This window comes from Luteimonas fraxinea (assembly GCF_021233355.1).
GTDB lineage: Bacteria > Pseudomonadota > Gammaproteobacteria > Xanthomonadales > Xanthomonadaceae > Luteimonas > Luteimonas fraxinea.
Genome location: NZ_CP089507.1, coordinates 1,396,736 through 1,418,433, shown reverse-complemented (window position 1 = coordinate 1,418,433; position 21,698 = coordinate 1,396,736). Strand labels below are relative to the sequence as shown.

Below are 21,698 nucleotides of genomic sequence, written 5' to 3'. Positions count from 1 at the left end.
CATCAACGGCGCTGCTGTGCCGGGATGAACACCGTCTCCACCGCTTCGGCCAGCTGGTCCGGCGGCAGCAGGCCCTGGTCGAGCAGGAAGTTGTTGAACGCGCGGCGGTCGAACTTCGCGCCCAGCGCCAGTTCGGTGCGCATGCGCAGTTCGAGGATGCGGGTGTAGCCGTAGAAGTAGCTCGTGGCCTGGCCCGGTGCGTTGAAGGTGTAGCGGTCCAGTTCCTGGCGCGCCATCGCCGGCGACAGCATCACTTCTTCGGTCAGCACGCGACCGGCGCGTTCGCGGTCGATGGTGCCGAGGTTGAGCATCGGGTCGAGCATCGCGCGGGCGGCGCGCAGCAGGCGGAACTGCAGCGCGATCAGCTGGCCGTCGAGTGGCTCGTAGGGCACCAGTTCGGCTTCGGCATACAGCGCCCAGCCTTCGACGTTGACCGAGTTGAACGCGAACATCGAACGCGCCAGTGACACGCCGCGTTCGACCATCGCGGTGAACTGCAGCTCGTGGCCGGGGCGGCCTTCGTGCGCGGACAGCGTCCAGCGCACGGCGTCGAAGTTGAAATCGTCATAGGCCGCGTCGTCGCCGGTGCCGCCGGGGTTGCCGACCGGCAGCACGAACGTGCCCTGCTGACCGGTATTGCCGACCAGTGGCGCCGGGCGGAAATGCGGCGCGGGCTGCGCGGCCGATTCGGCGTCCGAACCCAATCGCATCTGCATCTCACGCTGGGGCACGTCGACGATGTTCTCGCGTTCGATGATCGGATCGATCGCGTCGATCACTTCGCGATAGCTCGCTTCCAGACGCGCATTGGGAATCGTGTCGCGCTTGAGCGCGGCGATCACCTCGCGATAGTCGGTCGCGTCGATGCCCTTTTCCTTGGCGACCAGCGGCGCGAGCTGCTGCATCTGCGCGCGGATTTCCATGAAGGCCAGCTGCGCGCGCTGCATCAGCAGCTGCGGGTCGACATCGGTGCCGTACTGCTTGAGCCCGAACGCATAGAGCTCGGGCGGCAGGCGCGTGTCTTCGCGCGCCTTCGGCAGCACGGTCGTGCGGGTCCACGTGGCGTAGTCGGTGATCTGCTTCGCGGCCGCGTCCAGCGCTTCCTCCGCACCTTCGACCTTGTATTCCTCGAACAGCTTGCGGATGCCGGCGATGTAGGTGTCGGTGCCGTCGAGTGCGCGTTGCACTTCGAGCTTCGCCGGCTGCAGCAGTTCGGGATTCGACAGGCGTTCTTCGTAGCGCGCCCGTGCGAGCTCGGTGATCGGCGGGCTGCCTTCGGTCAGGCCGGTGTAGCGCTTGAGACGGTCGATCGCCTTGGCCCGGCGTTCGGGCGGCGTCTGCGCCGACAGCAGATCGTTGATGCCGCCGAAGATCTGCTGCGGGGCATCCGACCACGGCAGCAGGTACTTCTCGTTGAGCGTGCTGCCTTCGATGCTCTGATCGATGCTGGTCAGAAGGATCTGCAGGTCCTGGCGCACGTTGGCATCGCGCTCGAGTTCGAGCTGGGTCTGCAGCTTCGTACGCGCGCCGGCGAGCGACGCGCGGTAGCGCGCGGCATTGTCGGGACCGAAGTCGGCGACCTGGTCGTCGTAGCCGGGCACGCCGAAGAAACCGGCGAATTCGGGCTGGAACGGCGCTTGGGCGTCGATCAGGATCTGCGAGAGTTCGTTGCTGCGCGTGACCCAGGCCGGCGATGCGGTCTGCGACGCGGCGACGGCGGCCTTGGCGTCATCGGTGTGGGCGAGGGCCGTGAGCGGCGCGGCGAGGGACAGGGCGATCGCGAGAACAAGCGGTTTCATGGCAGCACCAGCGGCAAGGACGAACGCCGACCGTAGGCGCTCGCGTGCGTGCCGGCAATGGCCGGAGGTCACGGCGCCGGCAGTGCGTGGTGTTCGACCGGCGTATCTGCTTCGGCAATCCGGATGATCTGCTCCAGATCGTTGTCGCCCGGCACGTACAGCAGCGACTCCCAGGTCCACGCACCCAACCGACGGTCGGCAGTCGCGATGAGGCGACCTTCGCCGCGCGGGCCTTCGATGCCGATCACCAGGTCAGCCCGGCCCGAGCCGCCGTCCTCGCTCGAGGTGCTGACCGAGCCCATCGGCATGAAGCCGGGCGTGATCGGCGTGCCGATCGTCGCGACGAGTTCCGGATGCGCGCGGGCGCGTGCCAGTGCATCGGCGTAGACATCCGAGCGCATCATCGAACCGCGGATCGCGAACAGCATCATCGCGACGAACGCCGCCACCAGTGCGACGAACGTGACCACGACGACCGGCAACGCCCACTTCCAGTTGCGCTGCCACCAGCCACGCGGCGGTGGCGGCACAGGCGCGGGACGCGGCGGCAATGGGGGCGGAATCGTGGACATGCGTGTGCTCAGGCGTGTGCGGTCAGGGCGCCAGGCAACGCGCGAAGAACGCTTCGCTGGTGCGATAGCGGTGCAACGCGTCGCGTCCGCGCAAGCCGTGCTTGGCACCCGGATACGTCATCAGTTCGAACGGCGTGCCGGCCTGCTGCAGCTGGCTCATCAGCCGCGTGGCATTGGTGAACAACACGTTGTCGTCGGCCATGCCGTGGATCAGCAGCAGCGCATTCGGCTTGATGTGGTCGGCGTGGGTGAACACGCTGGCCTCGCGGTAGCCGTCGACGTTGGCCTTCGGCAGATTCATGTAGCGCTCGGTGTAGTGCGTGTCGTAGAGCGCCCAGTCGGCGACCGGTGCGCCGGCGATGCCGCACGCGTAGGCGTCGGGCGCTTTTGCCAGCAGCATCAGCGTCATGTAGCCGCCGTTCGACCAGCCGTTGACGGCAATGCGGTCGCCGTCGACCCACGACTGCGACTTCAGCCATTCGACGCCGCGCACCTGGTCCTCGACCTCGACCGTGCCCTGGCGCTCGTACAGCGCGCCGACGAAATCACGGCCGCGACGCGGTGTGCCGCGGTTGTCCAGCGAAAACACCACATAGCCCTGCTGCGCGAGGTACTGGTGGAAGCTCGCGTCGGCGCGGCCGGGCCAGGTGTTCAGTACGGTCTGCGCGGCCGGTCCGCCGTAGACGAACACGACGACCGGATGCGGCTTGGTCTCGTCGAAGTCCGCCGGCTTGATCAGCGAGTAGTGCAGCGGCGTGCGGCCGTCGGCGGCGGTCAGCGTGCCGAACTCGGTGGGGCGATGCGCCGCGAGGAACGGCGCATAGGGATGACCGGGCGTGGCGAGATCGTTCTCGACCAGCGTCGCGAGCTGCGTGCCGTCGGCGCGGTGCAGTGCGATCTGCGGCGGCGTGGTCGTGTTCGACCAGCTGTCGACGTAGACCGACGCATTGCGCGCGAAGCTGGCGCCGTGCATGCCGGGTTCGGTCGACAGCGCGGTGTAGGCGCGCTTGCCGTCGAGGCCGACGCTGTAGAGCCGCGATTCGGTCGCGCGCGGCAGCGCCTTGCCGTTTTCGAGCGCCATGCCGGCGCGGAAGTAAGCCAGGCCTGCCGTGGCATCGACCGCCAGCAGTTCGTCGACCGGCCAGTCGCCCTGCGTGAGCTGGGTCATGCGGCGTCCGTCTTCGGACGCGAGATAAAGATGCTGGAAGCCATCGCGCTCGGACGACCACACGAAGCGGCCGTCATCGAGGAAGCGCAGGCTGTCGTGCAGTGGCACCCAGGTGCGGCCACGCTCGGTGACCAGCGTGCGCTGCGCACCGGTGGCGAGCGTGGTCTCGATGAGTTCGAGCGTCCGCTGGTCGCGCGACTGGCGCTGGAAGGTCAGGCGCTGCGCATCGCGCCACTGCACGCGGGCGAGATAGATGTCGGTGTTCCTGCCGAGATCGACGTCCTTCACCGTGCCGCCCTGCGGCGCGACGACATGCAGGGTCACGCGCACGTTGTCGTCGCCGGCAGCGGGATAACGCTGCTCGACGACTTCCGTGCGATCGGGATACACCTCGTAACGCTTCTGCACCGGCACCGGCGATTCGTCGATGCGCGCATACGCGATGCCGCTGTCGTCCGGCGCCCACCAGTAGCCGGTGTGGCGGTTCATTTCCTCGTCGGCGACGAACTCGGCGACGCCGTTGCCGATCACCTCGCTGCCATCGGTCGTCAGCTGGCGCTCGGCGCCGCTGGAGAGATCGATGACCCACAGATTGCGTGCTCGCACGAAACTGACGAAGCCACCGCCCGGCGACACCTTCGGGTCGGTCGCGAAGCCGCCGCCGTCGGTGAGCTGGCGCACCGCCTCGGAACCGGACTTCGACAGGTCGTACAGGTACAGCTCGCCGCCGAGCGGAAACAGCAGACGCTGCGCGTCCGGCGCCCACTGGTAATCGACGATGCCGGACTGGCCCGCAATGCGCTGCCGCTCGCGACGCGCCTTCTCGGCATCGCTGAGCGTTTCCTCGCCCGGCAGCACGACCTTCGAATCGACCAGCATCCGCGTCTGCCCGCTGGCGATGTCGTATTCCCACAGATCCAGCTGGTTGCGGTTCTCGTCCTTGCCGCGCAGGAAGGTCACACGCGAACCATCCGGCGCGACCTGCGGCTTCATCAGCGTCGGACCCGACAGCGGCGCATCGCCGGTGATGGCTTCGAGCGTGAGACCGCCGGAGGCGGGCGGCGTGGCGGCGAGGGCGGAGGCGGTGGCGATCATCAGGGCGGCAGCGGCAAGTACGGAGCGCATGGCGGGTCCATTGGAGCGAGGCGCCCAGTGTATCGGGTGGGCAGAGGGCGCTCCGGTGATGCTCAGTCCGCGCAGGCCTCGCGGCGCGTCGTGCCGTCCGACCAGCCGCCATGCGACGCGGATGCGAAAGAATGTGTGCTGATCCACGCGTGGCAGTGCAGACCGCCACGCGCGCTGATGCTTCAGGGCAACGCTGAAAAGCCGTCATTCCCGCGAAGGCGGGAATCCAGAGACTTTCAAGCCTTTAAACGTGAAGGCACTGGATTCCCGCCTTCGCGGGAATGACGAGCAAAAGCAGCCTTGATCAGCGTTGCCTCAGCGACGGCCCTGCCCGAACAACAGCTTCTTTTCCTCGTCGCTCATTGTCTTGCCGGCGTCGGGATTCACATCTTTCGCTCGCGCATACGCGCGCTCCGTAGCCGGGCGTGCCTTGATCGCGGCGTGCCAGCGCTGGACTTCGGGATACGGGGTCATGTCGATCGGCGCCTTGTCGTAGACGCCAATCCACGGATACGTCGCCATGTCGGCGATCGAATACGCGTCGCCGGCGATGAAGTCGCGACCCTTCAGGTGCGTGTCGAGCACCTGCAGCAGGCGGTTGGCCTCGTTGGTGTAGCGGTCGATCGCGTACGGAATCTTCTCCGGCGCGTAGACGTTGAAGTGGCCGTACTGGCCGGTCATCGGGCCGAGGCCGGCCATCTGCCAGAACAGCCATTCCAGTGTCTCGATGCGCGCGCGCGGATCGGTCGACAGAAACTGTCCGGACTTCTCCGCCAGATACAGCAGGATCGCGCCGGACTCGAACACGGACTGCGGCTCACCGCCGTCGGCCGGTGCGCGGTCGATGATCGCCGGCATCTTGTTGTTCGGCGAGAACGCGAGGTACTCGGGCTTGAACTGGTCGCCCTTGCCGATGTTGACCGGGTGGATCGTGTAGTCGAGGCCGGCTTCTTCGAGAAACAGGGTGACCTTGTGGCCGTTGGGGGTGGGCCAGTAGTGGAAATCGATCATGGGGATGACGCTCCGCGGGACAGGTGCATCGAGTCTAGGCGCGCGCCTGTAGGGCGGCGTGGATACGGAGCGCACGCTGCGTTGCGATGGTGGGGCTTGGGACGTGGATACGACGACGCCGCCTGGAGAGGCGGCGTCGGTGGGGAACGAAGCCCTCCCCCGCCAGCGGGGGAGGGTTGGGTGGGGGCAAGCGCTGATGCAAACTCGGTGCAGGATCCAGGCGGCTTTTTGTCTGCTTGCGAGCCAGGTTTTCCGGCGAGCGGATCGTTTGCCTCCATCCCAGCCTTCCCCCGCGAGCGGGGGAAAGAGTGGATCGCTTCAGCGCTTATTGCGTCTTGCAGTCGAGCTTGTGCGTCGCTTCGGTGCCGATGCGGATGTCGGCCAAGCCCAGCGTCAGGCCGGACGGCGCACGGATCGCGAACGGCGTGCTGACGCGGGTGGCGTCGAGGCCAGCGACGGTCAGGCACTTCAGCGGGACGCCTGCGGTGATCCATTCGCCGCGCGGCAGCGTGGCCAGCCACGGGCCGATCGGCAGTTCGGCCTTGCAGCCTTCACCGCAGCCCGCGTACAGCACGGTGTCACCCGACGCCGGCAGTGCATCGATGCGCAGCGTCGCCAGCAGCAATGAATCGCCATTGGTCTCGCGGCTCAGATCGGACGGCGAGTGCGACAGCAGTTCGGCAGTCGCGTTGCCGGTCCAGGTCAGCAGGCGCGCGCCTTCCTGGGTCTGGTAGTCGACAGCGGCGAGCGTGAGCGTGCCGTCCGGCGTGGCGACGCGCGGATGCAGGACGTCGGCGCCGCGACCATCGGCGCCGGTCACGACCAGGCGCAGGCCCGGGCCGGGCACGCCACGGGCGAAGTAGCCCGCGTCCTTGCCGTCCTCGGCACTGACGCCGGCGTCTTCCGGCAGCGCGGCGAGCTTGCCGTCGTCGGCGTAGGTCAGGCCATGCCCGAACGCGAACAGCGGGTCGTAGCCCTCCATGCCGACGTTGTTGACGTACTGGTTGCCGCGACGCGGCCACGAGAAGCTGAGCTTGCCCTTGAAGTCGTGCTGCGGCTTGCCGTCCGCGCCCTGCAGCAGCACGTCGGCAACGCCTGCACCTTCGGAGCCCGGCAGCCATGCGGCGACGAAAGCATTGGACGCGTTGATCTCGCGGTTCACCCACAGCGGGCGGCCGCTGAGGAACACCGACACCACCGGAATGCCTTCGGCGCGCAGGCGCTTGACCAGTTCGAGATCGGCATCGTCGCCGGGCTTGTACAGCAGGTTCGGCAGATCGCCGAGGAACTCGGCGTACGGATCCTCGCCGAACACGACGATCGCCACGTCCGGCTTCTGGCCGTACGTGCCGTCGACCGCGAGATGCGCCGTGCCGCCGGCCGCGGTGACCTGGGTGCGGATGCCGTCCCAGATGGTGTCCGCGTTCGGATAGTCCGCGCGCTTGGTGCCGGTGCCCTGCCAGTTGAGCGTCCAACCGCCGGACTGCTTGCCCATGTCGTCGGCGCCGTCGCCGGCAACGAGCACGCGCTGATTCGGCGCCAGCGGCAGCACGCCATCGTTCTTCAGCAGCACCAGCGATTCGCGCACCGCGCGGCGTGCGACCTCGCGATGTTCCGGCGCACCGAGCAGTTCGAACTTGCCGCCGAGTGCGCGCTCCGACGGCTTGGGCGCGTCGAACAGGCCCATGCGGAACTTGACCCGCAGGATGCGGCGCACCGCATCGTCGAGACGCGCCATCGGGAGCTCGCCCGACTGCACGTGCTTGACGGTGCTGTCATAGAGACCGCGCCAGCTGTCGGGCGCCATCGCCATGTCGAGACCGGCGTTGAACGTCGCCGCGCAGTCGGTGGTGGTGCAGCCCGGCAGCTGGCCGTGGCCGTTCCAATCGCCGACCACGAAGCCGCCGAAATTCATCCGGTCCTTGAGAACGTCGGTCAGCAACGCCTTGTGCCCGTGCATGCGCTGGCCGTGCACGCTGTTGAACGAGGCCATGACTGCCTGCGCGCCGGCTGCGATCGCCGGCGGATAACCCGCGCCGTGGATGTCGCGCAGCTGCGCTTCGGTCACCGCGGTTTCGCCCTGGTCCTTGCCGCCGGCGGTGCCGCCGTCGCCGAGGTAGTGCTTCACCGAGACCATCACGTGGTGATCGTCGAGGAAGTCCGGTGAGCCGGCCTTGCCCTGCATGCCTTCGACGACTGCCGGCGCGAACGCGGCGACGATGTCGGGCGATTCGGAATAGCCCTCGTAGGTGCGCCCCCAGCGATCGTCCTGCGGCACGGCGACGGTGGGCGCGAACGCCCACTCCATGCCGGTGGTGCGGGTTTCGATCGCAGTGACGCGGCCGATCTCGCGCATCAGCTCGGCATTGCGCGTCGCGCCCAAGCCGATGTTGTGCGGGAACAGCGTCGCGCCGACGATGTTGCTCTGGCCGTGCACGGCGTCGATGCCGAAGATCACCGGAATCGCCTTGCCGCCGCCGGCGGTGTCCATCGATGCTTCCCAGAACGCATCGGCGAGCTTCAGCCACTCGGCCGGCGCGGCGTCATAACGGCCGCCCGGATCAGAGTTGCCACCGGCGAGGATCGAACCGAGCCGGTACTTGCGCAGGTCTTCGGGGGTGATGTCGGCGATGTCGCCTTGCACGATCTGGCCGACCTTCTCCTCGACGGTCATCGTCGCCATCAGCTCGGTGATCTTCTGCTCGAGCGCGGGATCCTCGGCCAGCGGCCATGCGGTCTCGGGCCAGTTGGCCGGATCGATCGCAGCGGGATCGGCAGCATTCGCCGCCCCAGGCGCGGGCGCGGCAGCGGTTGCGGGTGCGTCGTCGCGCGCGCAGGCGCCGAGGACGAGCGCGGCGAGCATCGCGGGCAGCAATGCGCGATGGAAGGAACGGTGTGCGGGGCGATGCGACTGGATCATCGAAGGGCTCCGGATCAGGAGAGTGCGACCGGAGCCGCGGATGGGGCGGACGCCATGCTGCGCAGCAGCGATGACAGCGTTGTCAGGCGGCAGCTAGCATACCGGCGCACGCCCGTCGAAGCTTGCTGCAGAGCGTCATCCACGCGTACGGCACCGCACGTGGTGCACTCTGCGCTCTGGCAGAATGCGCCACCGGGAAGACGATGGCCGGATTGACCAACATGCGTGTGCGGATCGAGGATGTCGCGGAAGCGGCGGGCGTGTCGATGAAGACGGTGTCGCGCGTGCTCAACAATGAGCCGAACGTCTCTGAGCGCACGCGCGTGGCTGTGGAAGCGGCGGTCGAGAAGCTGCAGTACCGGCCGCTCGCGTCGGCGCGGCTGCTCGCCGGGCGCCGCTCGTATCTGGTCGCGATGCTCTACGACAATCCGTCGAGCAACTACCTCATGGAGGTCGAGCTCGGCGTGCTCGATGCCTGCCAGTCGCAGCACTACAACCTGATGCTCGCGCCGGTCGACTACACCGCCAAGGACATCGTCGCCAAGGTCGAGTCGATGATCGTGCAGTCGCAGCTCGACGGCGTGGTGCTGACGCCCCCGATCACCGACGACGCCAAGCTGCTCGCTCGGCTCGACGAGATGGGCATCCCGTTCGCCAGCGTGTCGGCGCAGGAACAGAACCGGCGCATCGGCGCCGTCGTCGACGAACGCAGCGCGGCGCGCGATGTCGTGCTGCATCTCGCCGGTCTCGGCCATCGCCGCATCGCCCACATCAAGGGACACCCCGCGCACGGTGCCAGCCGCTGGCGCCTGGCGGGGTATCGCGATGGTCTCAAACAATCGGGCCTCGCCTACGACGCCGCGCTGGTCGTCGCCGGCAAGTTCTTCTACGAGTCCGGTTTCGACGCGACCAATACCCTGCTCGATCTGCCGGATCCGCCGACCGCGGTCTTCGCCGCCAACGACGACATGGCCGCCGGCGCAATCTGCGCGATCTGCGAGCGCGGTCTGTCGGTGCCGAAGGACGTGTCGGTCTGCGGTTTCGACGACATGCCGATCGCGCGCCACATCTATCCCTCGTTGACCACCGTGCGTCAGCCCAGTCGCGAGATGGGCCGACTCGCCGGTCTCGAACTGCTCAAGGCGATTCGCGACAGCGGCGCCGGCGAAACGCTGGAACTGCCGTACGCACTGCAGGTGCGCAAGTCGACCGGGCCCGTGCGCGCCTGACGCGATGCCGCCGTTTCAGACGGGCGGCGCACCGGGCGCGTAACTGCGCATGTAGTCCATGTGCGTCGGTAGCTGTCGCACCGTGCGTTCGACGTCAGTACTGATCTGGCCGAGAAAATGCGACAGCTCGGCATCGCCCATCAGATCCGCTGACGGGTGGAAATGCTTCGGGTAGATGCCTTGGCCCATCATCACCTGGATCCACGAGTTCTCGGCAAACAGCTCGGTCGGCACGTGGAAGACGCGGCCGGTTTCGCGGAACAGATCGATGCGGTGTTTCAGCGTCGACGGAATCGTCATCTCGCGATAGTCGATCCAGTACTGCGTGTCGGTGCGGTTGTTGAGATGGAAATGCAGGATCACGAAGTCGCGCGTGTGCTGAATCTCTTCCGACAGGCGCGCGTTGTACTGGTCGATGTCCGGCTGCGAGACCACGCGCGGGAAGGTCTGCATCAGATGGATGATGCCGCGCTGGATCAGGTGGATCGTGGTCGATTCCAGCGGCTCGATGAAGCTGCCTGCCAGCCCCAGCGCCACACAGTTCTTGTGCCAGCACTGCTCGCGCTGTCCGGGGCGGAAGCGCACCGGCCATGGATCCTTGATGACCTCGCCTTCGATGCTCGACAGGAAACGTGCCTTCGCTTCGTCGTCGCCCATGTAGCGGCTCGAATAGACGATGCCGTTGCCCACACGGTGCTGCAGCGGAATCCGCCACTGCCAGCCGGCGGTGTCGGCGATCGCGCGCGTGTAGGGCACCGCGTCGCGCACCGCCGTGGTCTGCGTCGCCAGCGCGCTGTCGTTGAACAGCCAGTGCGACCAGTCGGTGAAACCGACGCCGAGCGCCTTCTCGATCAGCAACGCGCGGAAACCCGTGCAGTCTATGAAGAAGTCGCCTTCGATCTCCTCGCCGTTGGCGAGCACCAGAGAGGTGATGAAACCCGACGCATCATCGGTCTTCACTTCGGTGATCTTGCCTTCGACGCGCTTCGCGCCATTGTCTTCGCTGAAGGTCCGCAGGAAGCGCGCGTAGAGGCTCGCATCCATGTGGTACGCGTAGTTGAGGCGGCGCTTGGGCAGATGCGCGAAGCGGCCCTGTTCGGCGGCCTTGAGCTCGACGCAGTAGTCGCCGTAGTCGCCGGCGAGGCCGCGCTCGCGGCCCTTCATCCAGAAATGCTGGAAGCCCGCCGTCCAGTGGTCAGTGCCGGTCAGGCCGAAGGAATGGATGTAGTCGACGCCCTGGTCCAGCCAGTTCTCGAAGCTGATACCCAGCTTGATCGTGCCCTGGGTGGCGGCCATGAAATCCTGCTCCTTGATGTCGAGCAGGCGGTGGAAGGTCATCAGCGTCGGAATCGTGGCCTCGCCGACGCCGACGGTGCCGATCTCCTCCGATTCGATCAGGGTGATGTCGAGCACCTTGCCGAGCGTGCGCGAGATCGCGGCGGCGGCCATCCAGCCGGCCGTGCCGCCGCCGGCGATGACCACGCGCTTGACCGGACGAGCGGCGATGTCGGAATGGGTGTGCATGGCGGGGGCAATCCTCAGCGGTTCAGGCGTTTGAGCAGACGCGCGCGGATCTCGCGCGCGCGTGTTTCGTCGAGCGGTGCCAGGCTGCGACGGGCGGGCGCAGGCACGTGGCCGGCGACGGTGTCCTCGTCGTAGTCGAAGACGTAATGGCGGAACACGTCGCCCCAGATCGCGCGTTCGGTGGGCTGCAGATCGCGGATGCTCATGATCGCGAGCATCAGCGTGTCCATCGGCGTGTTCGCCCACGCCGGCGCCTGCCGCCACCAGTAGTTCACCAGCACGTTGAACGGCGTCTGCGCTTCCATGTGGTGCCACCACATGCTTGGAATGAACAGTGCATCGCCCGGCGCGAGGTCGGCGGACTGTGCGTGCGCCTGGGCCTGCGCGAAACGCGGGAAGCGGGCGTGATCGACATCGGCGAAATCGACCAGGCTCACCGCCTGGCCGGCCGGGGTGAAATCGAGCGGGCCGATGTAGAGATTCTCGAGCTGCTGCGGCGGAAACAGCGTGGCGCGTCGCGTGCCGGCGACCACGCAGGCGAGGTTGTCGGGCAGGTCCTGATGCGCGGCGATGCGCGTGCGGTTGCCGATCCAGATGCTGGCCAGCGCGTCGCGCCCGCCCAGTGGCAGGTCGTTCTCGGCGCGGAAGCCTGGCAACCAGGTGTCGATGGTCGTCGAGCCGACGTAGATCGCCGGCGCCGCCGGATCGACTGCGTACTTGAGCAGGGTCTTCAGCGCGACACCCAGCGGCACGTTCTCGCGGCGGAAGTTGAAGCCTTCCAGCGTATCGTCGTAGAAGAAGCGGCCATCGATCTCCGGCGGCCCGACCGTCGCGACCACGGGCGGACCGTCGGCGCGTTCGAAGCGGTGCAGATACTGCGCCACCGCATCGGGCGATTGCTGCGCCGCCTGCACGACCGGCCAGTCGGCCAGCAGGCCGCGCAACACCAGCGGTGTTTCCGAACGCAGCACGGCCTCCGGAATCGCGCGAGGATCGACCCCCGCGATCTCCGGAATGCGCTTATCGACCTGCAGCGCCGGCACGGTTCACCCGGTCGATCAGATCGCGGAAGCGGGCGACCGACGCCAGCATCATGTAGATCGGCTCCAGATGGCCGGCGCGGCCCAGCGATGCGAATGCATCGCCATCGAGCTGGCGCAGGCGGTCCTCGTCGATCGCGTAGTAACCAGACAACCGGTTGTCCGAGCCGTCGTCGAGGCGGATGTCGAGCACGAAGGGTTCGAGTAGCTGGTGCTGCAGCAGCGCGGCGACGAACGGCGCGTTGGTCTGCAGGCCCTGATGGATGGTGTTGAGCATCGAGCTCGCGCGTTCGAGATAGTCGCTGGTGCCGCCGTGCGGCAGGAACAGCGCCTCGCCGCGCGCGCTGCCCACGCGCGGATGGTCGAGATCGATGTGCATCAGCATCTCGTCGGCGGAGCGGCCGATCAGGAACGGCTGGCGCTCGATCGTGAGCGGGATGTAGGTCGCGTCCCAGCGGTCGTCGTCGAGGAACAGGTTCTGTCTGTCGGTGAAACCGAACAGCGCCAGCGGCTGGAACTCGCCGTCGGCGGACTTGCCGAACACGATCGGATAGTTCGCCTGCACGTTGCGGAACTCGGCGGGAAACGTGATCGCCCACATCACGGCGTCGCCGAGCGCGGCCCCATAGCCGGTGTCGACGCGCAGATCCTTGTGGTCGACGTTGTTGAGTTGCACGGTCCTGGACATCACGCTCGCCTAGACAGGGGACAGGCCCCGGGTGTGGATGTGGTCGATCAGTTCGCGGTGGCTGGGCAGCGCCGGAATCATTTTGCGCGCGAGATCGGACGCTTCGCGGAACGCCGCTTCGGCGCGCCCCGCATCGGACGCGCGACGTGTGGTGGCGCGTGTGTCCGGCTGGAATCCCATGCCGTAGAGAATGTACTGCCAGCTGGCCGAGGGGAACACCTCGTCCACGCGCGGCAGGTCGTAGCGCGACGGCGCCTGGTGGCGCCACAGCGCCAGCAGTTCGACCAGGCGCGCCGGCATGCGCGCAGCGTCGCGATGATCGCGCCAGTACGTGCTGTCGTCGCGGTGCGACAGCACGTAGTGCAGCTTCAGGAATTCGACCACGCGCTCCCAGCGATAGGCGAACGTGTCGTTGAAGCGCGCCGCAACGGTGTCCATCGTCGCGCGCGTGGCCGGCAGCTGATCGCTGAGCATCGTCGCGGCCAGTTCGACCAGCACCAGCGAGGACGCTTCCAATGGTTCGACGAACCCGCTCGACAGACCAATCGCCACGCAGTTGCGATGCCAGCTGCGGCGCCGGTAGCCGGGCTCGAACGACAGCGACTGGCGGGCGATGACCTCGCAATCCGCGCCGCCGGTGTCGGCGATGTAGCGCTGCAGGGTGGTCTCGACGGCCTCGGCATCGGTGTGTGCGCTGGAATACACGTGACCCACGCCGCGGCGCGCCGACAGGCCGATGTCCCAGATCCAGCCGTTGGCCTGCGCGGTGGAAATGGTCTGGCAGGCAATCGGCGTGTCGGCATCCGGATAACGCACCTGCAGCGCCAGTGCGCGGTCGTTGAAGAGCACGTCACTACAGGCCGTCCTGTCGATGCCGTAATGCTGGCCGATCAGCAGCGCCCGCATGCCGGTGCAGTCGACGAACAGATCGCCATCGATCGCGCCGCGCGCGCGGGTGCGCAGCGCGGCGATGTCGCCGTTGTCGTGGACGTCCACGCCTTCGACGTGATCCGACACCAGCCGCACGCCGAGGCGCTGCGTGCAATGCGCGCGCAGGAACAGGCCGAGCTTCGCCGCATCCAGATGGTAGGCGTAGTTGGCGACGGCGGCGTATTCGGGCGTGCCGAACTGCTTGGGCGCGCGGCCGGCATCGCAGAGCTGGGGCTGGAAACTCACCAGCCGGTCGTAGGGCACGTCGCCGTTCTGCATCCAGCCGGCAACGAGATCCGCGTCGTGATAGCCCTGCGGCAGCACGAAGGGATGGTGATAGTGATCTTCGGGGCGATCGTGGGTCCAGCGCACGAACTTCGAGCCCTGCTTGAAGGTCGCATCGCAGGCGCGCACGAAATCGGTCTCCGACACGCCCACGCGGCGCAGCGTGTCGCGCATCGTCGGCCAGGTGCCTTCACCGACGCCGATGGTCGGCACGTCCGGCGATTCGATCAGGGTCACGCGCAGGCCGGTCGGCGATGCGCTGTCGTGATCGGCGGCCAGCAAGGCCGCGGTCAGCCAGCCAGCGGAACCGCCGCCCAGAATGACGACGTGACGCAGCGGGCGGCTCAACGTGGCGTGCCCGCGCAGGCGGCCCGCGGATCACGGCGGGCACCGTGGAAAGACAGCGCCGCGGCATGGAGCCGCGGCGCATGGATGGCGACCGGAATCAGAACGTGTACCTGACGCCGAACATGTAGCGCGGACCGGTCTGGGTGCCGTACAGCAGCTGGCGTGCGTTGCGTCCGTGGGTGCGCTGGGTCTCGTCGGTCACGTTGATCGCCTCGGCCTGCAGGGTGAGGTTGTCGGTGACCTTGTAGCCCACGCTGACATCGAGCTGGCCGTATTCCTCGACGTACACAGGATTGGAGCGTTCGCTGTCGAAACCGCTCGACAAGAACTTGTCGCGCCAGTTGTAGGCCGCACGCGCCTGCCACGAGCCCTTGTCGTAGAACGCCACCAGATTGGCCGAGTCGCTGAGGCCGAGCAGCGCGAACTGGCCGCCGAGGTTGTAGTTGTCGTAGTTCAGATTGGGGCTGTCGACGTAGGTGTAGTTCGCCGCCAGACCGAATCCGCTGTTGCCGAATACGTGCTGCAGATTGACTTCGACACCGTCGAGCTTCGACGAGCCGGTATTCGCCGGCGTGGTGATGCGGAAGTCGGCGATCGGATCGCCCGGTAGCCCGGTGATCGTGCCCGTCGCGTTGCCACCGTCATCGTTCGGACCGCGGACCACGCCCGGCTGGCCGTTGAAGTTGGTGAAGATGTAATTGCGGATACAGGTCAGGTCGGTCGTCGGACAGGCATTGGCGACGGCCGCATTCCAGTACGCGCCGCCGATCGGCGTCGTCAGGTCGAACGGTGTCGCCTGGATGATCGTCGTGCCGATGTAGTTGTCGATGTTCTTCTGGAAGTAACCGAACGACAGGTAGCTCGCCTCGGCGTAGTACCACTCCAGCGACAGGTCGAAGTTGTCGGCCTTGAGCGGTTCCAGATCCGGATTGCCCTGCTGGCCGGTGCCGCCGTCGATGCGGACGGGCGTGTTGAGCGTCAGTCCGCCCTGGATGTCGCCCCAGCCCGGACGACCGATCGTGCGGCTGTAGCTGCTACGCAGGATCAGGCTGTCGGTCAGCTCGGCGCTGAGGTCGATGCTCGGCAGCCAGTGCGCGTAGTCGCCGTAGAGCGTATCGACCTGGGAGCCCTCGCGCTGGATGCCGATCTCGTTGTTGGAACCCCACAACAAGGCCGTTGCGACCGGCACGAGCGCGGTCGAGGTGACGTCGGTCTTCTCGTAGCGCACGCCCGCGGCGGCGTTCAGCTGGATGCCGATGTCCCAGGTCGAACTGATCTGGAAATACGCGCTCTTCGACTTCTCGGTGACGCGGCGATCGGTGTTGTAGGTCACAGGCGCGAGATACAGCGCTTCGTCGCCGGCGAACTGCGCCGCGAGATCGCGCACGGTCTTGAAGTCGAACATGAAAAATCCGTCGGTGAACGCCGGATTGCCACTGCCCGGGAACGCATCGAAGTAATCGGCCATGTTGCCGGGGATCCAGATGTTGTCCGGATAATCCTCGGCGCTGCCTTCCGCGCCGCCCCAGGTGTTGTCGCGCTGCACGTTGCCGTACGCGGTGCGGTTGTTGGCTTCCGTCGCCGCCACGCCGAAGTCGAGGCGCGAGTAGTCGCCGAACTTGAAGTGGCCGCGCGCCTGGACCTGTTCGATCTCCGACTTCATGTAGCTGCGGTGGAACACAGAACCGGTCACCAGCATGTCGGACGCGCGCGGGCCGGTGTAACCCGGCGGATACTGCACGGTCAGGATCGGGAAATCACCGCTGAAATCGGCCGTGGTGTTGCCGCGGATGAAGGCCGCCGTGCCCAGCGTGCCGCCGGAACCGTAAGGACTGTCCGGGCTGGTCTCCGCGGTCGACTTGTGCACGTCGAGTTCGAAACCGAGGTTGTCGGTCGCTTCCCATTCGACGTTGAAGCCGAGCGACTTGTTCTCGTTGCGGTTGGCGATGTCCGCACCGCCCATGGCCAGATCCTGGCCTCGGCATACGCCGGCATCGGTGCAGGCAAATGGCAGGATCTCGGTATAGAGCAGCGGCGCGGCCACCGGGCCATCGGTCCACGACGACGACGACGGGCCGTAGTTGAACCACACCGACATGTCGTTGCGCTGCTGCTGGATCTTGTTTTCGGAGTACGTGTAATCGAGCGTCGTGGTGATGCTGTCGGTCGGCGCCCACTGCAGCACGACCTGGCCATTGGTGCGCTGACGCTGCACGCCGGTGACCGAGTAGTTGAGGTTCTGCGGTACCGAATAGACATCGTCCGGACCGGGTCGGTTGACGATGTTCTCCGAACCTGGCGCGCCGGGCTGCGGAATCGTGCCCCAGTTCTCCTCGTCGCCGCGGAAACCGCGCCAGCCACCCGGCACCGACACTTGGTTGTAGCCCAGATCGCGTTCCTGGTAGCTGCCGGTCACCGCGATGCCGAAGCGGCCATCGGCGCTGGTCGTGCTGAAGATGCCCGAGACTTCCGGCGTGACCGAGCTGCCCTTGAAGTGGTCGGGCAGGTTGTCGAGCGAGGTGTCGTGTACGCCCTTGATGCCGACATTGGCCCGGAAGCCCGGGTTGTCGAGCGGACGCGCGGTCTTGATGTTGATCGTCGCGCCGATGCCGCCGGTCGGGGTTTCCGCGCGGCCGCTCTTGTAAACCTCGACCGCGGAAATGGCTTCCGAGGCGACGTTGGCGAAGTCGTAGGCACGCGAGTTGGACACGGTGCTGCCGTCGCCGTTGCTCGACGCCGGCATCTGGCGGCCGTTGAGCAGCACCAGATTGAAGTCCGGGCCGACGCCTCGCACCGTCACCCGCGAACCTTCACCGATCGCACTGCGGTCGATCGAGACGCCGGAGATGCGCTGCAGCGATTCGGCGAGGTTGGTGTCGGGGAACTTGCCGATGTCCTCGGCGATGATGCCGTCGACGATGCCGCGGGCATCGCGCTTGAGGTTCATCGACGATTCGAGGCTGCCGCGGATACCGGTCACGGTGACCGCATCGAGCGTGGTGGCGTCGGGACCGTCGGTGGCCGGCTCGGCGACCTGCGCCGCCAGCGGTGGCGCGAGCGCAAACAACAACGCAGACGTGAGAAGCCGCTTCTTCGGCGCGGCGTGCAATCGCTTCATGGATCTCCCCTCCCAAGGATTCGCATGCAGTTCGGTTGTGTACCCGCGCGTCCGGGGGAATGCGGGCGGTGTATTTCAGCGCGGATTGGATGTCAGGTTGACAGCGTTGTCAACGGGCAGGGTTCGACGGGGCGAAAACGCATTCGTAACGGGTCGAAACAGGGAATTCGTGCTGCGACGCAGCAGCCTGCTGCGAGATCAGGGCGGTGCTGCGACGGGTCGCAGCGGATGCGCTTCGGTGGTCAGCACCGTCGTCGCCGGATCGCGCGTCGCGGGGTCGGCATAGAGCAGATAGAAGTACTTGAAGGTCTCGGCGAGCACGAAGCTCTCCATGTCGTCCTTCTTCTCCTTGGTCACCACGTTCGCCAGTGCGGCGAAGCCGCTGTCGGTGCGCGTGTGGCGGACGAAGTCGTCGAACATCGTGCGGCCCATGTCGCGCCATGCGCGGTCGCCGGTCAGGCGATACAGATACCAGGCGGACTCGATGATCTCCGGCCGCAGCGGGTAGCCGGGCGACACGACCGTGCGGGCGCGATAATCCCAGGCTTCCGGTTCGATGCCGTGCGCCTGCCACATCGAGAACGCCGAGTGCTGCAGGCGCATGGCGCGGTCGAGATCGCCGGAGACCGCGAGCAGTCCGGGGAAGAAACGCATCCAGGGCGCCGAAGCGCGGCGCGATGCGCGCGCCGGTCGCCATGTCGACGTGGCCGTACCACAGCGCGCCGTCGACCTCGTCGGCGACGTGCGTGTTGAGCGCCGCGATGTGGGTGTCCCACATGGTCTTGCAGCGCGGCTCGGCGAACAGCTGCCAGCACTTCCACAGATATTCGTAATAGGAGTCGATGCGCGCGCCGACGTGGGTGCGGGTCTGCGTCCACTGGCCGGTCTCGACATCGAAGCGTTCGCCGACCAGGCCGATCGGCGAGCGCATGGCGTAGGTCGCTTCGAGCGCGCGCCAGGCCTTGTCCCAGTACACCTGCTTGCCGGTCAGCCGCGCGAGCGTGCCGTATTCGAGCAGCAGCGTGCCGGACTCGGCCGGGTTGCTCTCGGTACCGCTGGTCTTGCCGGTGCGCAGGTTGACGGTGACATAGGGCAGGCCGGTCGGCGAATCGAACGCCGGCAGCAGCCGCGTGCCGAGATCGTCGGCCAGCGCAAGCAGACGCGCGTCGCCGGTCATCTGGTAACCCGACAGCAGGCCACCGAGCAGGCGGATCACGATCTCGAAGTGCTTGACGTCGAGATCCTTGTCGAATGACAGCTGCGTCGCGATCAGCTCGCGCGCGGCGTCGGCTTCGTCGGTCAGGCCCATGACCAGCAGCGTGTCGAGTGCATCGACCGGCGTCATCAACAGCGACTGCGCATACCAGTCGCTGCCGGTGTTCGACAGTGGCTTGAGTGCATCGCGGCCCCAGGCGTACTGGCGGTAGCCGCGCCAGCCGTGCAGGAACTCGGCCTTGACGCGTTCGGCCATTACCGCGTCCGCGCCGTTGGCGTCGAGCCGGCGTTGCGCCTCTGGCGCAACGTGCACGACGGTGTGGGTGGCAGCTGTCCGTGCGGTCGGCGCTGTCGATGCACAACCCGCGAGCAGCGCGGCGCATGCTGCGAGTGCGATAGCGGCGGACTGCCGAGGAATCCGATAGCGCGGAAGGCTCATGCGTCGATGCTCCGGGTATGTGTGCCGCGCATCACCGCGAGTACGTCGTGGCAGGCGCCCATCGTGTGGTAGTCGGTCTTGCCGGCGGGACTCTTGAGGTCGTCGTATTTGCGGTTGCGCCGGTCGAGGATGCGGAACCACGCGCCGTGGGTATGGTCGACGAAGTGCCGCCACGCGTAGTCCCACAAACGCAGGTAGTCGTCGCGATACCGCGCGTCGCCGGTCGCGTCGAACAGCCGCCAGGCCGCGGCGATCGCTTCGGCCTGCACCCAGAAATACTTGTCGTCGTCGCACCAGAACATCGGCGTCTGCGCGAGGTCTGGTGGCGGCGCGCCGCGCGCGGGCGAAACGTCGCGCAGCGATTTGGGCGCGAACCCGTAGACGATGCCGCCGTGCTCGGCGTCCCAACCGTGCGCGAGCGCGGTGTCGTAGAGATGGCGCGCGGTCGGCAGCAACCACTCCGGCGCGGCATCGCCCAGGTGCGCGCGCAGCGACAGCAGCAGTTTCGCCCATTCGATCTGGTGACCGGGCTGGAAGCCCCACGGCCGGAACAGGTGCTTGGGATCACCCCGGTGGTAGTCCCAGTCGACTGACCAGTCCGCGTGCCAGTGTTCCCAGACCAGACCGCCCGACAACGCGGCCTGGCGGCGCGTCATGTGATCGGCCAGCTGCAGCGCGCGTTGCAGATAACGCGCATCGCCGCAGGCTTCGTGCGCGGCGATCAGTGCCTCGCACAGATGCATGTTCGCGTTCTGGCCGCGATAGCCGCTGTAGCGCCACTGCGCATCGGACTCGTCCCGATACAGGCCCGCATCCGCGTCCCAGGCGTGGCGTTCGAGCAGATCCCAGGTCTCGTCGATCCAGGTCTGCGTCGGCAGCCCGGCCTTGCGCGCGCTGGCGCAGGCGAGCAGCACGAAGGCCATCCCGTAGCTGTGGCGGGTGTCGTCTTCGATCGCGCCATCCTGCAGCGTCCAGACGTAGCCGCCGCGCTCCGCATCGCGATGCGCCGCGCGCAGGAAGCGCAGGCCGTGCATCGCGGCGGCGCGCCAGTCGTCGGCGTGACGCGAGTCGGCGAACTCGACCGCGGCCATCGCGTAGTCGTAGACGAAGCGCGTGCTGCTGACGAGATGACGATGGCCGCGGTCGTAGACGCTGCCGTCGTCGCGGAAATAGTGGAAGAAGCCGCCGTCGGGATCGATCGCACGCGGGTGATAGAACGCCATCGTGTCGGCGATGTGCGCGCGCAGCGTGGCCTGTGCGGTGAAGTCGGGCAGTGGCGTCGCGGGCAGGCTCATCGTGCGGTCTCCAGTAGCGCATGCACGGACGCCGCATCGGGCATTGCGTCGAACGCGCCGTGACGTGTGGTCGCGAGCGCGCCGGCGGCGGCTGCATGACGCAGCAGATCCTCGCGCACCGCATCGTCCTCGAACGCGGTGGCGAGTCCCTCTGCATCGATGCCAAGTGCGACCACGCGTTGCAGCAGTCCAGCGACGCAGGCATCGCCGGCGGCGGTGGTGTCGATCGCATCGACCGTGAAGGTGCCGGCCGTGCCGGCGCGCGTGCGCGTCCACCAGCGCATCGGGGCGGCGCCGTCGGTGACCAGCACCACCGCGGCGTCACCGGCGAACAGCCGCGCGATCGTGCCGGCGAGATCGCCATCGCCGGTCAGAAACGCCAACTCGTCGGCGCTGAGTTTGATCAGGCGCGCCGCCGCGAGCGCCTGCCACAGGGTCGGCGCGGGGTCGACGTCGCGCGGCCACAGCGCGGGCCGCAGATTGAGATCCAGACTCACCAGCGCGCCGGCATCCGCCGCGCGCACCATCGCCTGCAGGGTGGTCGCCGCGATCGCAGGCGCGGTCATGCTGTTCGAACACACGTGCAGCACGGCGACGTCGTCGAATGCGTCTTCGACGAAATCGCTGTCCTCGAACAGCAGGTCCGCGGCCGGCGGCCGGTAGAAACTGAAACTGCGTTCGCCATCCTCGGCCAGCGCGACGAAGGCCAGTGCCGTCGGTGCATCGGCGGTGCGCCGCACCTGCGAGACATCGACGTCGCGCGTGGCGAGTGCCGCGTGCAGCGCATCGCCGAACATGTCCTGCGCGAGCATGCCGATGAAGCGTGCGCGACCACCGAGCGCCGCCACGCCGACTGCGACATTGGCCGGCGCACCGCCGGGCTGTTCGACGAAGTGGCGCGTGCCGTCGCTGCCGTGCTCTGCGCGGAAATCGATCAGCGCCTCGCCGAAGCAGGCGACGATTTCGCGCGTGAATCCAGTGGGTGTCTGCAC

At 67.2% G+C, this 21,698-nt stretch carries 14 protein-coding genes and 1 pseudogene; 1 reads left to right on the top strand and 14 read right to left on the bottom strand.

The annotated features are described in order from the left end of the window. Positions 1 to 2: 2 nt before the first annotated feature. From LU699_RS06380 to LU699_RS06360, 5 genes are all read right to left on the bottom strand, one after another. Positions 3 to 1,799 carry a DUF885 domain-containing protein gene (locus tag LU699_RS06380; RefSeq protein ID WP_232134005.1) on the bottom strand — a complete coding sequence of 599 codons (1,797 nt, stop codon included), beginning with the start codon at positions 1,797 to 1,799 and terminating at the stop codon, positions 3 to 5. A gap of 68 nt (positions 1,800 to 1,867) precedes the next feature. Further along, the gene (locus LU699_RS06375; protein WP_232134006.1) at positions 1,868 to 2,371 is read right to left on the bottom strand and encodes a cytochrome c oxidase assembly factor Coa1 family protein; all 504 of its coding nucleotides are present in this window, start codon (positions 2,369 to 2,371) and stop codon (positions 1,868 to 1,870) included. Between the two features lie 22 nt (positions 2,372 to 2,393). After that, positions 2,394 to 4,664: a S9 family peptidase gene (locus LU699_RS06370; protein ID WP_232149775.1), complete on the bottom strand. Its 2,271-nt coding sequence runs from the start codon at positions 4,662 to 4,664 to the stop codon at positions 2,394 to 2,396. Positions 4,665 to 4,979: 315 nt separating this feature from the next. Further along, entirely contained in the window at positions 4,980 to 5,675 is a 696-nt protein-coding gene (locus tag LU699_RS06365; RefSeq protein ID WP_232134008.1) for a glutathione binding-like protein, read from the bottom strand. A 325-nt stretch (positions 5,676 to 6,000) separates the two neighbouring features. Beyond that, positions 6,001 to 8,595, bottom strand: a complete 2,595-nt coding sequence (locus LU699_RS06360; RefSeq protein ID WP_232134009.1) for a glycoside hydrolase family 3 protein — start codon at positions 8,593 to 8,595, stop codon at positions 6,001 to 6,003. Positions 8,596 to 8,798: 203 nt separating this feature from the next. Between LU699_RS06360 and LU699_RS06355 the strand changes: the two genes are divergently transcribed. Continuing rightward, positions 8,799 to 9,824, top strand: coding sequence for a LacI family DNA-binding transcriptional regulator (locus LU699_RS06355; RefSeq protein ID WP_232134010.1), 1,026 nt, complete (start codon positions 8,799 to 8,801; stop codon positions 9,822 to 9,824). 15 nt (positions 9,825 to 9,839) lie between these two features. Here the strand turns inward: LU699_RS06355 and LU699_RS06350 are convergent, their stop codons facing one another. From LU699_RS06350 to LU699_RS06315, 9 genes and pseudogenes are all read right to left on the bottom strand, one after another. Then, positions 9,840 to 11,348, bottom strand: coding sequence for a tryptophan halogenase family protein (locus LU699_RS06350; protein WP_232134011.1), 1,509 nt, complete (start codon positions 11,346 to 11,348; stop codon positions 9,840 to 9,842). 14 nt (positions 11,349 to 11,362) lie between these two features. Then, positions 11,363 to 12,382, bottom strand: a complete 1,020-nt coding sequence (locus tag LU699_RS06345; RefSeq protein ID WP_232134736.1) for a cupin-like domain-containing protein — start codon at positions 12,380 to 12,382, stop codon at positions 11,363 to 11,365. Further along, positions 12,369 to 13,076, bottom strand: a complete 708-nt coding sequence (locus LU699_RS06340) for a SapC family protein (RefSeq protein WP_232134012.1) — start codon at positions 13,074 to 13,076, stop codon at positions 12,369 to 12,371. Before LU699_RS06340 ends, LU699_RS06345 begins: the two co-directional genes overlap by 14 nt. A 9-nt stretch (positions 13,077 to 13,085) precedes the next feature. Next, positions 13,086 to 14,639 carry a tryptophan halogenase family protein gene (locus LU699_RS06335; protein ID WP_232134013.1) on the bottom strand — a complete coding sequence of 518 codons (1,554 nt, stop codon included), beginning with the start codon at positions 14,637 to 14,639 and terminating at the stop codon, positions 13,086 to 13,088. 97 nt (positions 14,640 to 14,736) lie between these two features. After that, positions 14,737 to 17,757 carry a TonB-dependent receptor gene (locus tag LU699_RS06330; RefSeq protein ID WP_232134014.1) on the bottom strand — a complete coding sequence of 1,007 codons (3,021 nt, stop codon included), beginning with the start codon at positions 17,755 to 17,757 and terminating at the stop codon, positions 14,737 to 14,739. A 198-nt stretch (positions 17,758 to 17,955) separates the two neighbouring features. Continuing rightward, a complete protein-coding gene (locus LU699_RS18410; protein WP_425491656.1) occupies positions 17,956 to 18,360 on the bottom strand; it encodes a glycoside hydrolase family 47 protein in 405 nt (134 codons plus the stop codon). A gap of 109 nt (positions 18,361 to 18,469) precedes the next feature. Then, positions 18,470 to 19,228 (bottom strand): annotated as a pseudogene (locus LU699_RS18405) (glycoside hydrolase family 47 protein); the annotation flags it as partial. 179 nt (positions 19,229 to 19,407) lie between these two features. Then, on the bottom strand, positions 19,408 to 20,706 hold the full coding sequence (locus LU699_RS06320; RefSeq protein WP_232134016.1) for an AGE family epimerase/isomerase: 1,299 nt from the start codon (positions 20,704 to 20,706) through the stop codon (positions 19,408 to 19,410). Then, positions 20,703 to 21,698, bottom strand: coding sequence for a carbohydrate kinase family protein (locus LU699_RS06315; RefSeq protein ID WP_232134017.1), 996 nt, complete (start codon positions 21,696 to 21,698; stop codon positions 20,703 to 20,705). Before LU699_RS06315 ends, LU699_RS06320 begins: the two co-directional genes overlap by 4 nt.

What these genes read in the sequence shown, in the direction of transcription:
- LU699_RS06380 (WP_232134005.1), bottom strand. Translation starts at nt 1,799, where the DNA reads ATGAAACCGCTTGTTCTCGCGATCGCCCTGTCCCTCGCCGCGCCGCTC.
- LU699_RS06375 (WP_232134006.1), bottom strand. Translation starts at nt 2,371, where the DNA reads ATGTCCACGATTCCGCCCCCATTGCCGCCGCGTCCCGCGCCTGTGCCG.
- LU699_RS06370 (WP_232149775.1), bottom strand. Translation starts at nt 4,664, where the DNA reads ATGCGCTCCGTACTTGCCGCTGCCGCCCTGATGATCGCCACCGCCTCC.
- LU699_RS06365 (WP_232134008.1), bottom strand. Translation starts at nt 5,675, where the DNA reads ATGATCGATTTCCACTACTGGCCCACCCCCAACGGCCACAAGGTCACC.
- LU699_RS06360 (WP_232134009.1), bottom strand. Translation starts at nt 8,595, where the DNA reads ATGATCCAGTCGCATCGCCCCGCACACCGTTCCTTCCATCGCGCATTG.
- LU699_RS06355 (WP_232134010.1), top strand. Translation starts at nt 8,799, where the DNA reads ATGGCCGGATTGACCAACATGCGTGTGCGGATCGAGGATGTCGCGGAA.
- LU699_RS06350 (WP_232134011.1), bottom strand. Translation starts at nt 11,348, where the DNA reads ATGCACACCCATTCCGACATCGCCGCTCGTCCGGTCAAGCGCGTGGTC.
- LU699_RS06340 (WP_232134012.1), bottom strand. Translation starts at nt 13,076, where the DNA reads ATGTCCAGGACCGTGCAACTCAACAACGTCGACCACAAGGATCTGCGC.
- LU699_RS06330 (WP_232134014.1), bottom strand. Translation starts at nt 17,757, where the DNA reads ATGAAGCGATTGCACGCCGCGCCGAAGAAGCGGCTTCTCACGTCTGCG.
- LU699_RS18410 (WP_425491656.1), bottom strand. Translation starts at nt 18,360, where the DNA reads ATGCGCCTGCAGCACTCGGCGTTCTCGATGTGGCAGGCGCACGGCATC.
- LU699_RS06320 (WP_232134016.1), bottom strand. Translation starts at nt 20,706, where the DNA reads ATGAGCCTGCCCGCGACGCCACTGCCCGACTTCACCGCACAGGCCACG.